The sequence below is a fragment of the Pandoraea pnomenusa genome (genome assembly GCF_040391475.1).
GTDB classification, from domain to species: Bacteria; Pseudomonadota; Gammaproteobacteria; order Burkholderiales; family Burkholderiaceae; genus Pandoraea; species Pandoraea pnomenusa_C.
On the sequence record NZ_JBEBXS010000004.1, the window covers coordinates 63351 to 77591 of the forward strand.

Sequence of the window (14241 nt, forward strand, 5' to 3'; positions counted from 1 at the left end):
ATCATGAAGCACTCCCTCGGTGCCACGGCCGCTGCGGCCGCACTGCTCGCCGGTGCCGCCATTTTCAGCGCATCCGCTCACGCACAATCGGCCACACCACCCGACGCCCAGACCACAAATCGCACGGCCGACGCGCCGAAGACGTTCGGCTTCATCAAGGACAGTTCACAAGGCATCTATGCCGGCGACATCCTCGCGCGCGTGCGTGCCATCGGCATCATGCCGGACTCGCACGCGAGCGGCAGCGTGCTGCCGACGCTGGGCGTGACCGTGAACAACGCGATCGTGCCGGAACTCGACTTCACGTACATGATTCTCGACAACGTTGGCGTCGAACTCATTCTCGGCATGTCGCGTCATCAGTTGACGTCGAGCCTCGGCCATCTCGGCGGCGTGAACGTGCTGCCGCCGACGCTGCTGCTCCAATACCACTTCAACCATGCGGGCAAGGTGCGTCCGTATGTCGGCGCGGGCGTCAACTACACGCGCTTCTGGAACAGCAACCTGAACGCAGGCGGCACGCCGATCTCGATCAAGAATCACAGCGTCGGCCCGGCATTGCAGGCAGGCGTGGACATTCAGATGACAAAGAATCTGTTCTTCAACCTCGACATCAAGAAGATCTGGATGAAGACGGACACCTCGCTCGCCGGTGCCGATCTGGGCACGCTTCACATCGACCCGCTCATCGTGGGCGTCGGTGTCGGCATGAAGTTCTGATTTCGCACGACTCGCTCGCGAAGCATCGATATCCGGTGTGGAGCGCCACTGATGCCCTGGGGGGCGGTGGCGCTCCTTTTTTCCCGTCAATCGGCTTGCCTAACGCACGTCGGCACATCGGCACATCGGCACGTTGCCCGCGACTCGCGGGCGATCCCGAATCCGTCCCGCGCCCGCCTTGCGGCTCTGTCGCGGCCGTGCGCGCAGCCCAGGTCGCGCTCCGGTCGCGCGATGCGGCAAATTGTCGCGTCGTCCCTACATGAGAACGCAAAGCATTTACGCCACGCGGCGACACCCCCTACAATGCCTGGTTCCCTGAAATCCCAAATTTCGTAAACCGGCCCAGGCATGCGCAAGCTCCGTCAGCATCGCGTCGCAATCGGGATCGCCTTGCTGGCGATCCTGTTGGCAGCGCTCATGCCGGCGATTGCGCAGTGGCGTGCCGCCATGCAGCAGGACCCGTTCGCGGTCTACTGCACGGTGCAAGGCACACAAGCTGCGCTCGGCAAAAACACGACGCCACGCGTCGACGCCCAGCGCACACAGGCGCACGACGGACACACCGGGCACGACGACGCGCAGGCCCCGCCCGCACCGTCGCAAGCCACCGGCCAGCACAGCAGCCACGGCGGCGCCGACCACACGCTCGCCTCGGCCGATCATTGGGAGAAGTGCGGCTACTGTGCGCTTTGGGCACATCAACCGCTCGTCACCACCAGCGTTCTTACCCCCCCGCCCGCCGCGCAGACCGGCATCGACACCGCCCCCCGGGTACTGGTGCCGTATTACCCGCGCGCCCGCTTCTCTGCCGCGCTCGCTCGCGCACCTCCCGTTTCCGCCGTCTGATCCTCCCGACTGCCGGTCGATTCGCTGGTGTCGAATCGATGCCGGTAGCCCCTGCCTGACGCACCACGCCTCGCAGGCGGGTGTCGGCGTTCGCGCACACCGCGTGAATACCCACGACGCCCCACGCCATTGACGCGATCGACGCGATCGACGCAATGGCCGCGATTGCCGCATCGGACGCGATGACACTATCGCCCCCTTTGCGACTGGTGCGCCCGGCACCACACGACTATCAGGCGGCCGCCACGCGGTCGCGAGAGAGACCCTCATGTCGCGCTCATTTACGCAGAAGCCGTTGCAAACGGCCATCGCGCTCGCCCTCGCCTCGATGGGCAGCGCAGCACACGCACTCACCGCCAATCCGGAAGCCACACTCCCGGTCACCGTCGTTACCGCACCGGCCGAATCGCTGACCTCGCCGAGTGTCGACGAACAGAAGGCGAATCTGTTCCAGACGGCCGGCGCCGTGAGCTTCATCGACGCCGATTCCTATCAGAACACCTACGCCTTCAACCTGCGCGACGTGCTCAAGGACACCCCCGGGGTCTATGTCCAGAACCGCTACGGGCAGGAGCTGCGGGTATCGATTCGCGGCTCGGGCATCGCGCGCGGCTATCACGTGCGCGGCCTCGACTTGCTTCAGGACGGCATACCGACCAATTCGGCGGACGGCAGCGGCGACTATTACCAGATCGATCCGCTCGGCTTGCGCTCGACCGAGGTCTACAAGGGCGGCAATGGCCTCGCGTACGGCTCGACCACGCTGGGCGGCGCATTGAATTTTGTGACCCCCACGGCTTACACCGCCGAGGCGCCCAATCAGTTCCGCATTGAAGGCGGCAGTTTCGGCACAGTGCGCGCCAGCGGACAGATGTCGCGCATCTTCGGCCCGCTTGACGCGCTCGCGACCGTGACACTCAATCGCGCCGACGGCTTCCGCGATCACGACAAAGGTAACTACGCACAGATCAACGCCAACCTCGGTTACAAGTTTTCGCCGCGCGTGGAAACGCGCTTCTTCTTCGGCGCATATATCGTCGACCAGAAGCTGCCGGGCTCACTGTCGCTGTTCGACGCGCTGAACAACCCGACGAAGGCGGCGGCATCTGCGGTCTCCGGAGATCAGGCGCGCAACACACGCACCGAGCGTCTCGGCAACCTGACCACCATCCGCTTCGATACCGGTCAGCTCGATATCGCCTCGTGGGTCATCCACAAGAGCCTGTATCACCCGATCTTCCAGGTCATCGATCAGGACGGCTGGACTTACGGCGTCGCCCCCCGCTACACCGCCAACCTGACCCTCGCAGGCATGCGCAACGACCTGATCGTCGGCGCCCGGTTCTTCGGCGGCAACACGCGCGCAGAGCAATACATCAACGTGAACGGTAACCGCGGCGCGCAAACGCTCGACGCCCGTCAAAGCGCCTACAACTACGAGGCGTACTTCGAGAACCGTTTGTTCTTCCTGCCGACGCTGGGCCTCATGATCGGCGCAAAGGCCTATCGCGACGTTCGCCAGTACATCGACTACGGCGGCCTCGCAGGCGACCCCAACTACCGTTCGACGAGCGCCGCCTACTCCGGCGTCAATCCGAAGATCGGCCTGCTGTGGGAGCCGCGCAAGGACGTGCAGGCCTTCATCGATGTGACGCGCAGCGCCGACGTGCCCGACTTCACCGATCTGTCGCAGACGTTTGGCGCGACCTCGCGCTTCGTGCCGCTCGCGTCGCAGCACGCGTGGACGATCGAGGCGGGTACGCGCGGCAAGCTCGATCGCGTGGCGTGGGATATCACCGCGTACCGCTCGCTCGTGCGCGACCAGTTGCTGCAATACACGACGTCGCCCGATATCCCGGCCGCGACCTTCAACGCGAACAAGACCGTGCTCCAGGGGCTCGAAGTCGGCGCTTCGGTCGATCTGTTCAGGAACGTGGTGGCCACCGGCGATCGCATTACGCTGTCGCAGATCTGGAACTACAGCGACTTCCGCTTCCGCGACGACCCGCAGTACGGCAACAACCGCATTGCCGGTGTCCCCACGAACGTGTTGCGCACGACCCTCGGCTACGCCTTGACGGATCGCTTCCAGATCGCCGCTTCGCTTGACTGGGTACCGACGGGCGCCTGGGTCGACTACGCCAACACGATGCGCGTACCCGGCTACACGCTGCTTGGCTTGCAGGCGTCATACGTCGTGCAACGTGGCGTGACCTTCTACGTCGATGCCCGAAACCTGACGAACAAGCGCTACGTGACGGACTTCAGCACCGTGACCGATGCACGCACGGCCAATACTGCGGTGTTCTACCCGGGCGATGGCCGCAGCGTTTTCGCCGGGGTTCGATTCGCATTCTGATTCCCATCAGACGCATCGTGTGACCCACGGCCGTCTCACCGGTCGTGGGTTACAGCATCCGGCGCAAGGTGTCGTCGCGACGGAAGTAGTGATGCCACAGCGCCGCCAGCGCGTGCAGGCCGATCACCCAGTAGAACGCATTGCCGATCGTCTCGTGAATATCCTTGATCGAGCGACGCAGATCGTCGTTCTGACCGATGAACTGCGGCAAGGCGATATCCAGTCCCGGAATCGTGAGTACGTGTCCGCCCGCGTTGAGTGTGAGATACCCCAACACCGGCTGCGCAAACATGAACACGTAAAGCAGCAGGTGCACCAACGCGGACGACGTGCGCACGAACCATCCCTGCCCCGGCAATGCCCCCGGCGAGCCCTTGATCAACCGCCACAGCAACCGCGGCACGGCCAGCACCAGCGCGGCAATGCCCGCCCATTCGTGAATCGTCATCGATAACGCCCGGGGCGCACTTCCCTTGGGCAGATAGCCTTTGGTGATGACGGCCGCATACGCGATCACGATCAATAGCGCCACGGCCCAGTGAAAGAAGATCGCCGGCGGCGCGTAGCGCCCGGAAGGCGAGAGCGAAGGGCCGGGGGAACGGAATTTGATCGCGTTGTCCATTTCGGGGGGACTCCTCTTCTATCGGGGGGTTTCCCATTATGGCCTTCGTACCGTTACGCGAAAAGGTCGCAAATTGTCACATTTGTTACGGGTTCCTCGGTGGCGCGGCGCAACGTCGCCGCGAAACCGATGCACAAGACGGAAGGCATCACCGCGCCGTCTCGCTGCGGAGCAACATTCGCCCTGCGCATCGGTGAGATCAGCCTATCGCGGCGATGCCGTCGAAGGTTTGTGAACTATCCGAGAGAGCGCACGCACGAATGCAATAGCGGAGATGTCCGATGGACGGATAGGACGAATCCGTCCCAAAAGATAGGACGGCACCGCGAAGTGTTGCGCGAAGCCCTCACCACACTGGTCAGCGCTCGACATGCGGGCCGATAATAAAGACAAAGACTCAGGAGGACACATCATGCGAACTATTGCTTTCCCGCAAGGTGACACTGTGCCTGTGCTCGGTCAGGGCACCTGGATGATGGGCGAGAAGCCGGAGCGCCGCCGCGATGAAATTGCCGCGTTACGCCTGGGCGTGTCGCTCGGCATGTCGCTCGTCGATACGGCTGAGATGTACGGCGAAGGCGCGACCGAGCGCCTGGTTGGCGAAGCCCTGGACGGCCTTCGAGATCAGGTATTCCTCGTCAGCAAGGTCTATCCGCACAACGCGTCGCGACGCGGTGTGATCGCCGCTTGCGAGCGCAGTCTCGAGCGGCTGCGCACCGACCGGCTCGATCTCTACCTGCTGCACTGGCGCGGCGGCGAACCGTTCGAGGAGACCATCGCGGGTTTCGAAGCCCTGCGCGAAGCGGGCAAGATCCGGCATTGGGGCGTGAGCAACCTCGATACCGATGACATGGAGGAATTGTTCGATGCACCGGGCGGCGACGCGTGCGCAACCGATCAGGTGCTGTACAACCTCTCTCGCCGGGGTCCCGAGTACGACCTCGCCCCGTGGCTGGTGGCGCGCGGTTTGCCGATGATGGCGTATTCCCCCATCGAGCAGGGGCGGCTGCCGACGAACGGCGTGCTTGGCGACATCGCCCGCGCGCGCAACGTCGAACCGCTGCAGGTTGCGCTGGCCTGGGTCTTGAGCCGTCCGGGCGTGATTGCGATCCCCAAGGCAAGTACGGAAGCCCACGTGCGCGCCAACCGCGCCGCGCACGATATCGATCTGACGGCCGACGAACTCGCGATGCTCGATCATCACTTCGAATCACCGTCGCGCAAACGCCCGCTGGAGATGATCTGAACGAATTTGCGAATTTTGAAGCCGTTCAGTGCGGCGCCTGCAACGCAGTACACTAGGCGCTTTCGCATTTTCAGCAGGACGGTTTCATGAGCGATTCGCATCCCGTCGTCGTCATCGGGGGCGGTTTGGTCGGCGTGTGTACCGCCGCGTATCTTCAGCGTGCCGGGCACGCCGTGGTCATCGTCGACAGGCAGTCGGCGCGTCAGGCAGCGTCGCTGGGTAACGCGGGCTGCATCAACGGTTCGTCGGTCGTGCCCATCGCCATGCCCGGCGTGTTGTGGCAGGTGCCGGGCTGGCTGATGCAACCGGACGGACCGCTGGTCTTGCGTTGGTCGTATCTGCCGCGCATGGTGCCTTGGTTGACCCGTTTCGTGGCGGCCAGTCAGCCCGGGCGCGTCAAGGCGCAGGCACGTGCGTTGCGCGCGCTGCTGGGCCCCGCGCTCGACGCCTATCAGCCGTTGCTCGACGACGCAAACGCCAACGATCTCGTAACGCGTCGCGGCTATCTCATTGCGTATTCCAGCCAGGATGGCATGACGGGCGACGAAGGCGGCATGGCGCTGCGTCGCGAGAATGGCGTCGACATCGAAACGCTGGACGCGCAGGCCCTGCGCGAATTCGAACCGACGCTCTCGCACGATTTCGTCGGCGCACGCTACATCAGCGAGACGGGGCATACGCTGGACCCTGGCGCGCTACTGGCTCGCCTGACCGAACAGGTCGTCGCGCGCGGCGGCCGGGTGGTCGACGCTGCCGCCACCGCCATCGAAACGAATGGTGCACAGGCCGTGGCCGTTCACACGGAAAAGGGACGCGAAGCCGCAAGCGCGGTAGTGGTCGCCGCCGGCGCATGGTCGGCACCGTTCGTGCGTCAGTTGGGCGACAGCATCGTCTTCGATACGGAACGCGGCTATCACGTGGAGATTCCGTCACCGGACGAAATGCCTTCCCGTCCAGTGATGTGGGCCGAGGGCAAACTGTTCGCCACACCGATGAACGGTCGACTGCGTGGCGCCGGCACCGTCGAACTGGCAGGCCTGCAAGCGCCGCCGAACTGGCGACGCGCCGACCTGTTGCTCGGCCAGTTGCACAAGATGTTTCCTCGCGCGGTACAGGGCACGAAGCCGACGCAATCGGTCGACGGCGCACGCTGGCAAGGCTTCCGCCCCAGTACGCCCGATTCGCTGCCGGTGCTGGGTGCGGCGTCGAAGGTTCCGAACGCCTTCTATGCGTTCGGCCATGGCCACGTCGGCCTCACCGCCGCCGCATCGACCGGACGAACGATCGCGACTCTGGTGTCGGGCGGGCGCCCTGCCATCGACCTTTCTCCGTTCTCCGTCGGCCGCTTTCGCTGACGTTCACCGACGACACCCACATGACGAGGCAGCCGCGCGGCTGTCTCGTCACAGATTGATGTCCTCAGTCCTTGCAAACCGCCGCGACGATGTCGCACGACCGCAGGCGCAACGCCGGGTCGTAGACATCGGTCACGAGCATCAACTCGTCGGCCTGCGTGCGCTCGACGAGATCTGACAACCCCGCCTTCACGCGCTCGGGCCCACCCACGACCGCCACGCCGAGGAACGCCTCCACCGAGTGCTGCTCGGCCGGATCCCAGCGCGCGTCCATGTCGTCCACAGGCGGTTGGAGCTTCAGGCTCTGCCCGCGCATGAGCGCGAGAATCTTCTGCTGCGACGACGTCGCGAGGAACCGTGCTTCCTCGTCGGTCGGCGCGGCCACGACGGGCGCCCCGACCATCACATAAGGTTTGTCGAGTACTGCGGACGGACGGAACAGATCGCGGTACAACCGAATCGCGTCGAACAGGAAACGCGGGGCGAAGTGCGAAGCGAATGCGTACGGCAAGCCAAGGTGCGCAGCGAGTTGCGCAGAGAACAACGACGAACCGAGCAACCAGACGGGAATGTCGCTCCCGGCCCCCGGCGTGGCGACCAACCGCTGCCCGGGCTGCGCAGGGGCAAGCAAGGCGCGCAGCTCAGCGACCTGCTCCGGGAAGTCGTCGCCGTTCGACAGGCGATCGCGCCGCAACGCGCGCATCGTCGCCTGATCGGCCCCCGGCGCACGGCCCAGTCCCAGATCGATACGCCCCGGATACAACGCCGCGAGCGTGCCGAAGTTCTCGGCGACCACGAGCGGCGGGTGGTTCGGGAGCATCACGCCGCCCGAGCCCACGCGAATGCGCGACGTCTTGTCCGCAATATGGCCGATCAGCAGCGCGGTCGCGGAACTCGCGATGCCATCCATGTTGTGGTGTTCGGCCAGCCAGAAGCGCGTAAAACCGAGGCGCTCGACATGCTGTGCCAGTTCCGTGGATTGCTTCAGGGCTTCGGCCACCGTGCCGCCGGCGCGCACCGGCACCAGATCCAGCATCGAGATGGCTGTCTTCGACAAACTGCTCATGGGGTTCTCCATTGACCTGCACGCGCCAGTGTCTGAGCCGATCGGCCGACAAAACCCGACAACCGGATGACGCGCACTACCGCCACAAAGTATAGTGACGAAGGGCCAGAATCCCCAGTAGGCACCCTTTAGTTAGATAGTCACCATTTGGTTACCATGAGCAAGCGCGAACCCTTCGTCTTCGAAGAAACCTGCGTGCCGCGACGCGTGCTCGAACTCTTCAGCGTGAAGTGGACGAGCATGGTGCTGTACGCCCTGCAGTGCGGCACCACGCGCACTGGCGAATTACAGCGCCGCCTGCCCGGCATCTCGAAGAAGATGCTCACGCAGACGCTTCGCGAGCTTGAGCGCGACGGCTTGATTCACCGTGAGGTCTATCCGGTCGTGCCGCCCAAGGTGGAATACACGCTCACGCCGCTGGGCGAACTGTTCATCGAGCCCATCGAGATGCTTTATCGATGGGGCAACCAGCATGCCGACGTGCTCGCCCAGTTGAGTCTTCGCCGCGGAAAGCCCGCCCGGGCGACCGACACAGACACTACCGACGCAGCCGACACGGCCGGGGAACCCCAGCGGTGCGACGAATCCGCGCATGACGGCGGCGAGGTTGCCGATTTCATCCGAATCTGAGACAGTGGTTATGTTGCAGCGCAAACTGCGTACCGCCTGCAACCGTACTCTCGTAACGAACCCCGTGGCCAGCGCCCTCCGGTGCAGTGCCGCATCGCCGAGGGATCATGCCACGCACTCAACGCCCCCAACGCGCCAGCGCCGCCACCCGGTCGGCATCCGGCGCTCGCGCCACGACCAGCCAGTCCGCCCCTGGCGCCTTACCCGTCGACCTTGCCTTGCAGGGCGGCGGGGCACACGGCGCCTTCACCTGGGGCGTGCTCGACCGGCTGCTTGAAGCCATCTCCAGCGGCGCGCCATTTCATATCGAAGGCATTTCCGGCACCTCGGCCGGCGCCATGAATGCCGCCGTACTGGCCACCGGCTACGGTCGCGGCGGTCCGGACGGCGCCCGCAGCGCCTTGGAGCAGTTCTGGCGCGACGTCGCCCACGCCGGTCGCTTCAGCCCGCTGCGCCGCACGCCGCTCGACATCGTGCTCGGCCGATGGTCACTCGACAACTCACCGTTCTTCATGTTTTTCGATCTGGCCGCACGCGTGGTTTCGCCATATGACCTCGCGCCGCTCGAGTTCAACCCGCTGCGCCGCCTGCTCGCCGATCACATCGATTTCGACGGCATCGCCGCCTGCCCGATCCAGCTCTTCATCACGGCGACCAACGTGCGTACCGGGCGCGGACGCGTGTTTCGCAACGCGGAAATGACCGCCGACGTGCTGCTCGCGTCCGCCTGCCTGCCCATGCTCTACCGCGCCGTCGAAATCGACGGCGAGCCCTATTGGGACGGCGGCTACGCGGGCAACCCGACCATCACGCCGCTCGTGCGCGAAACAGCCTCGTGCGACACGATTCTCGTGCAGGTCAATCCGGTCGAGCGCACCGACGTGCCACGCTCGGCGCGCGAGATCCTCAACCGCGTGAACGAGGTCTCGTTCAACGCCACCCTCCTCAAGGAACTGCGCATGATCGCGGTACTGCGCGAAGTGGTGGATGCCGGAAACGACGAGGGCAGACGCTGGGCACAGATGCGCATGCATCGCATCGCGAGCGACATGATGACCACGCTCGGCTACTCGTCGAAGCTTTCGGCGGAGTGGGATTTTCTGGTGATGCTTCGCGACGAAGGCCGCCGCTGCGCCGAGCACTTCCTGCAGGACCACGGCGCCGACCTCGGTCAGCAATCGTCGTTCGATCTGAGCGCGCTTCGGGAGACGATCTGAATGGAGCTCGCCGGCATTCTGATCGGTCTCGCGCTGCTCGTCTGGCTGGCCTATCGGGGCTGGAGCGTACTGCTCCTCGCACCGGCTGCCGCGATGCTCGCCGCCGCCCTCTCGGGTGAGCCGGTGCTGGCGCACTGGACGCAAACCTTCATGCAGAACGCGTCGCGTTTCGTCGCACAGTTCTTCCCGCTGTTCCTGCTCGGCGCCCTGTTCGGCAAGCTGATGGAAGACAGCGGGGCCGTGCGTGCCATTGCGGCCTTTCTCACCGACAAGCTGGGCGCGCGACGCGCGATGTTCGCGGTGGTGCTCGGCGGTGCGCTCGTCACCTACGGCGGGGTGAGCCTCTTCGTGGCGTTCTTCGTGCTCGCGCCGATGGCACATGCCCTCTTTCGCGAAGCCGACATTCCGGTGCGCCTGATGCCCGCCGCAATCGCGCTCGGCACGTCGACCTTCACGATGTCCGCCATGCCCGGCACCCCGGCGATCCAGAACGCCATCCCGATGCCCTTCTTCGGCACGACACCCTTCGCGGCGCCCGGTCTGGGGCTGATGGCATCCGCGATCATGCTCGGCGCCGGGTTGTGGTGGCTGTCGTGGCGAGAAGCGCAGGCGCGTCGCGCGGGGCACGGCTATGCCGAGCAGGAGGTCTGGGACAAGACGGCCGATCCTACGGTCGTGCGCGAGCGTGCCAGCGTGGCACGCGAATTCGATCCGGCGGAAATCGAGCAGGGCCACCGAAACGACGCCCTGCCCGGCATCGTCACCGCCGCGCTGCCGTTGCTCGTCGTGATCGGCGTCAACTTCGTCATGAACGTAATCGTCTTCCCGCGCATGGACGCCAGCTACCTTGCCGAACCGAGATGGGGCGGCATCACGTTGCAGAGCGTGGCGGGGGTTTGGGGCGTGTGCGTGGCGCTCGGCAGCGCCATCGCCGTACTCATCGCGCTGCAATGGCGGCGTCTGCCCGCCTTGCGCAAAACGATGGACGCCGGGGCGAACGCCTCCGTGCTGCCGATTCTGGCGACGGCAAGTCTCGTCGGGTACGGCGGCGTGATCGCCGCCATGCCCGGCTTCGAACTGGTGCGCGACTGGGTGTTGTCCATCGACGGTGGTCCGCTCGTGTCGCTCGCGCTCTCGGCCAACCTGCTCGCGGCCATCACCGGCTCGGCGTCCGGCGGACTGACCATCGCGCTCGACGCCCTCGGACCGGCCTATGTCAGCCTTGCCGCGCAGCACGGCATCGACCCTGCGCTCATGCATCGCGTGGCGGTCATCGCATCGGGCACGCTCGACAGCCTGCCCCACAACGGCGCGGTCGTCACGTTACTTGCCGTGTGTGGCAGCACGCACCGCGAGAGCTATCTCGATATCGTCATGACGAGCATCGTGAGTGCGCTGATCGCGCTCGTCGCGGTCATTGTCGTCGGGTCGCTGGTCGGCTCGTTCTGACATCGTCCGCACCAATGCCAACGGGCCGTGAGATCGCAAGATCCCCGGCCCGTTTTCATGCGGTCGACCGATGACACCGGCGCTGCCGATGCCATCCGTTGCGCTTTCGCGATCAGCGATCGAGCAGGCGCCCGAGTCGCATCATCGTGACGTTCACCCCGAGGTGACGCATCGACGGCTGCACGATCACGCAGTTGTCGTAAGGCGTGACGATGATCTCGTCGCCGTCGCGCGCGATTTCGGTGCCGGCCTTCTCGATGACTTCCAGACCGGTGAACGGCTGCGAGAAGCGGAAGTCCATCGAGCGCGCCACGACCGGCTGCGTAATCTCCACGAACTTCTGGCGCACGGGCGCGGGTTGCGTCAGGAACGGTGCGACCTCGGCCTGTGCGACCACACCGGCGTGCAGCAGGAAGCGCGCGGCGCTGTCGAGTGCCACATCGCGTGCGCTCTTGGCGAAATGCTGCCCCGTTTCGATGAGCAGTGCGTTCTTCGGGCTGGCGGCATCGCCGAAGCCACCGTAGTCGCGCATGCGCGTGCCGTTCGCGTGGCCCTTGTCGATGATCACGTGCTCCGGCGTGCCGAGTTCGGCGGCCAGGGCAATCGCCTTTTCCAGCGGACCGGTCATCATCAGCGGGGCCGATGCTTCGTGCATCGAGTGAATATCGAGCAGCAGGTCGACGGTATCGATGAACGGACGCATGGCGCGCGCACGCGTGAGCTCGCGGCTCTGACGTTCGCCGTCGAGCGTCGACGCCGTCCACACACGGTTCATGTCTTCGTCGAGGAAGCGCGTGGCGTCGGCGTTCTCGGCGTTGAACTGTTCATAGGCGCCGACGTTGCCGAAGCCCAGCGACAGACGTCCCGTCACGGGGCGCAGGCCCGACGCGAGCAAGGTGTCGACGGCGATGGCGCCGCTGACTTCATTGCCGTGCGTGAGCGCGAGAATCATCACGTGCTTGCCGGGCTTGCCGCTGTCGAACGTGTGCAGGTAGTCGATGCCCGTGTTGCCTTCGCGCCAGCGGGTGATGTCGGGGAACGAAACTTCGATGGGGTACGCCGGCAGGGCGGCGCGGATCGCTTCGAGCGTGGTCATGGGTAATGCTCCGCAGGGGGTGCCGAAAAAGATGACGACGTCGCCGTAGGGGAACGGCGGACGTCGTCGTTGCGGCTGAAATCAGTACATCGTTGAAGGGGGCGGTGCGCGATGGACGGTGCAGGACCGTCCCGCCACACTCAGGCCTTCGAGGTGCGCGAGGTGCCGTGCGTCACGCCGGCGATCTTGCCGGCGCGCACGCGGCGGCCCAGCGAGATCACGGCCGTAATACTCAGCACCGCCGTCGCCATCACGTAGAAGCTCGGGGCGAGCTTGTTTTGCGTGGCGTCGATCAGCCAGGTCACGATCAGCGGGGCGAAGCCGCCGAACAGCGTCACCGAGAAGTTGTACGACAGCGCCAGGCCGGTGCCGCGCGTGCTCGTCGGGAAGATGTCGGCCAGCAATGCCGGCAGCGGCGCGAGACTCACGGCGATGAGCAGCCCCACGAGCGCCTGCACCATGAGCAGCGTCTGGAATGTCGGGTACTTGTTGAGCAGCACGAACAGCGGGTAGGTCGTAATGCCCACGAGGATCAGCGCCCACAGCATCACGCGGATGCGGCCGAAGCGGTCGGACATGTGTCCGACGACCGGTGCGGCGATCATCAGCATCACGCCGGTCACGACCGCGCCGATGAACGACGACGTGGCGGGAATGTGCAGTTGCTTCACGGCGTACGTCGGCATGTACAGCTTGTGGACGTAGTTGAACGCCGTGGCGGCGGCCACGACACCGGCGCCGAGCAGCATGTTGGCGCGATCGCGACCGAAGACTTCGCGCAGCGGCGACTTCTCGCGCTGCTTCTCGCCGAGCTTCTTGAAGTCGGCCGTCTCGTCGATGTTGCGGCGGATGTACAGACCGACCGGGCCGATCAGCAGACCGACAGCGAAGGCGATACGCCAGCCCCAGGCACTCAGTTGGTCGGCGGTAAGCAGCATGCTCAACAGGGCCGACACGCCGGCGGCGAGCACCGTCGCGAGACCCTGGGTCGACATCTGCCAGCTGGCGAAGAAGCCGCGACGTTTCGCGTCGGCATGTTCGACCATGAAGGCCGTGGCGGCACCGAATTCACCGCCCGTCGAGAAGCCTTGCAGCATGCGGGCGACGATGATGATCAGCGGCGAGAAGATACCGATCTGTGCGTAGGTCGGTGCAAACGCGATCATGGCCGTGCCCAGCATCATCAGGGCGATGGACACGGTCAGCGACGCCTTGCGGCCGGCGCGGTCGGCGTAGCTGCCGAGAATGATCGAACCGAGCGGACGCGTGACGAACGAGATCCCGAACGTGCCCACGGAGAGCAGCAGCGACGTGGTGGCGTCATGCGAGGGGAAGAACAGCTGGCCGATCACGATGGCGAAGTAGCCATAGATCAGCAGATCGTAGAACTCGAGTGCGTTGCCGATACTCGCGGCGCAGATCTCGCGCCACGGATTGTGGGGTTTGGTGTTGCTTGTCATGCCCTGCTCCTCTGGATCGCTGGCGTTGGAGATAAATGTGTGGCGGTCTCGATGTCGGCGCGAGACACGCCGTCGGACCACCTGCCAGTCTCAGGAAGCGGAGTGTAGGCGGCAGAAAAGTCGCCTCCGTGCCGTTTCGGCACGCAAAAGTGCTGATTGGGGATTTCGGGGCGCG

At 65.1% G+C, this 14241-nt stretch carries 12 protein-coding genes; 8 read left to right on the plus strand and 4 right to left on the minus strand.

Annotated elements, in window-relative coordinates:
* Nucleotides 1–3 precede the first annotated feature (3 nt).
* From ABWO90_RS05985 to ABWO90_RS05995, 3 genes are all read left to right on the plus strand, one after another.
* Nucleotides 4–720: an OmpW/AlkL family protein gene (locus ABWO90_RS05985; protein ID WP_353190290.1), complete on the plus strand. Its 717-nt coding sequence runs from the start codon at nt 4–6 to the stop codon at nt 718–720.
* 348 nt (nt 721–1068) lie between these two features.
* Complete coding sequence (locus ABWO90_RS05990) at nt 1069–1566, plus strand: DUF2946 family protein (RefSeq protein ID WP_353190291.1); 498 nt, start codon at nt 1069–1071, stop codon at nt 1564–1566.
* 268 nt (nt 1567–1834) lie between these two features.
* Nucleotides 1835–3925: a TonB-dependent receptor family protein gene (locus ABWO90_RS05995; RefSeq protein WP_353190292.1), complete on the plus strand. Its 2091-nt coding sequence runs from the start codon at nt 1835–1837 to the stop codon at nt 3923–3925.
* A 49-nt stretch (nt 3926–3974) separates the two neighbouring features.
* Here the strand turns inward: ABWO90_RS05995 and ABWO90_RS06000 are convergent, their stop codons facing one another.
* Nucleotides 3975–4547, minus strand: a complete 573-nt coding sequence (locus tag ABWO90_RS06000; protein ID WP_353190293.1) for a cytochrome b — start codon at nt 4545–4547, stop codon at nt 3975–3977.
* A 412-nt stretch (nt 4548–4959) separates the two neighbouring features.
* On the opposite strand from ABWO90_RS06000, the gene ABWO90_RS06005 reads away from it, so the two are divergent.
* Both ABWO90_RS06005 and ABWO90_RS06010 read left to right on the plus strand, forming a co-directional pair.
* On the plus strand, nt 4960–5793 hold the full coding sequence (locus ABWO90_RS06005; RefSeq protein ID WP_353190294.1) for an aldo/keto reductase: 834 nt from the start codon (nt 4960–4962) through the stop codon (nt 5791–5793).
* An 86-nt stretch (nt 5794–5879) separates the two neighbouring features.
* On the plus strand, nt 5880–7148 hold the full coding sequence (locus tag ABWO90_RS06010; RefSeq protein ID WP_353190295.1) for an NAD(P)/FAD-dependent oxidoreductase: 1269 nt from the start codon (nt 5880–5882) through the stop codon (nt 7146–7148).
* A gap of 64 nt (nt 7149–7212) precedes the next feature.
* Here the strand turns inward: ABWO90_RS06010 and ABWO90_RS06015 are convergent, their stop codons facing one another.
* Complete coding sequence (locus tag ABWO90_RS06015; RefSeq protein WP_353190296.1) at nt 7213–8214, minus strand: LLM class flavin-dependent oxidoreductase; 1002 nt, start codon at nt 8212–8214, stop codon at nt 7213–7215.
* Nucleotides 8215–8370: 156 nt separating this feature from the next.
* Between ABWO90_RS06015 and ABWO90_RS06020 the strand changes: the two genes are divergently transcribed.
* The 3 genes from ABWO90_RS06020 to ABWO90_RS06030 all read left to right on the plus strand — a co-directional run bounded on the left by ABWO90_RS06020 (nt 8371) and on the right by ABWO90_RS06030 (nt 11510).
* Nucleotides 8371–8844, plus strand: coding sequence for a winged helix-turn-helix transcriptional regulator (locus ABWO90_RS06020; protein ID WP_353190297.1), 474 nt, complete (start codon nt 8371–8373; stop codon nt 8842–8844).
* Between the two features lie 218 nt (nt 8845–9062).
* Nucleotides 9063–10061, plus strand: coding sequence for a patatin-like phospholipase family protein (locus ABWO90_RS06025; RefSeq protein ID WP_353190496.1), 999 nt, complete (start codon nt 9063–9065; stop codon nt 10059–10061).
* The gene (locus tag ABWO90_RS06030) at nt 10062–11510 is read left to right on the plus strand and encodes a GntP family permease (protein WP_353190298.1); all 1449 of its coding nucleotides are present in this window, start codon (nt 10062–10064) and stop codon (nt 11508–11510) included. It abuts the gene before it with no gap.
* A 112-nt stretch (nt 11511–11622) separates the two neighbouring features.
* On the opposite strand, the gene ABWO90_RS06035 is transcribed toward ABWO90_RS06030, so the two are convergent.
* Nucleotides 11623–12606: a M14 family metallopeptidase gene (locus ABWO90_RS06035; RefSeq protein WP_353190299.1), complete on the minus strand. Its 984-nt coding sequence runs from the start codon at nt 12604–12606 to the stop codon at nt 11623–11625.
* Between the two features lie 140 nt (nt 12607–12746).
* A complete protein-coding gene (locus tag ABWO90_RS06040) occupies nt 12747–14066 on the minus strand; it encodes an MFS transporter (protein WP_353190300.1) in 1320 nt (439 codons plus the stop codon).
* Nucleotides 14067–14241 lie beyond the last annotated feature (175 nt).

Excerpts from the sequence above, each read along its gene's own strand:
- ABWO90_RS05985 (WP_353190290.1), top strand. The coding sequence starts at position 4 with ATGAAGCACTCCCTCGGTGCCACGGCCGCTGCGGCCGCACTGCTCGCC.
- ABWO90_RS05990 (WP_353190291.1), top strand. The coding sequence starts at position 1,069 with ATGCGCAAGCTCCGTCAGCATCGCGTCGCAATCGGGATCGCCTTGCTG.
- ABWO90_RS05995 (WP_353190292.1), top strand. The coding sequence starts at position 1,835 with ATGTCGCGCTCATTTACGCAGAAGCCGTTGCAAACGGCCATCGCGCTC.
- ABWO90_RS06000 (WP_353190293.1), bottom strand. The coding sequence starts at position 4,547 with ATGGACAACGCGATCAAATTCCGTTCCCCCGGCCCTTCGCTCTCGCCT.
- ABWO90_RS06005 (WP_353190294.1), top strand. The coding sequence starts at position 4,960 with ATGCGAACTATTGCTTTCCCGCAAGGTGACACTGTGCCTGTGCTCGGT.
- ABWO90_RS06010 (WP_353190295.1), top strand. The coding sequence starts at position 5,880 with ATGAGCGATTCGCATCCCGTCGTCGTCATCGGGGGCGGTTTGGTCGGC.
- ABWO90_RS06015 (WP_353190296.1), bottom strand. The coding sequence starts at position 8,214 with ATGAGCAGTTTGTCGAAGACAGCCATCTCGATGCTGGATCTGGTGCCG.
- ABWO90_RS06020 (WP_353190297.1), top strand. The coding sequence starts at position 8,371 with ATGAGCAAGCGCGAACCCTTCGTCTTCGAAGAAACCTGCGTGCCGCGA.
- ABWO90_RS06030 (WP_353190298.1), top strand. The coding sequence starts at position 10,062 with ATGGAGCTCGCCGGCATTCTGATCGGTCTCGCGCTGCTCGTCTGGCTG.
- ABWO90_RS06035 (WP_353190299.1), bottom strand. The coding sequence starts at position 12,606 with ATGACCACGCTCGAAGCGATCCGCGCCGCCCTGCCGGCGTACCCCATC.
- ABWO90_RS06040 (WP_353190300.1), bottom strand. The coding sequence starts at position 14,066 with ATGACAAGCAACACCAAACCCCACAATCCGTGGCGCGAGATCTGCGCC.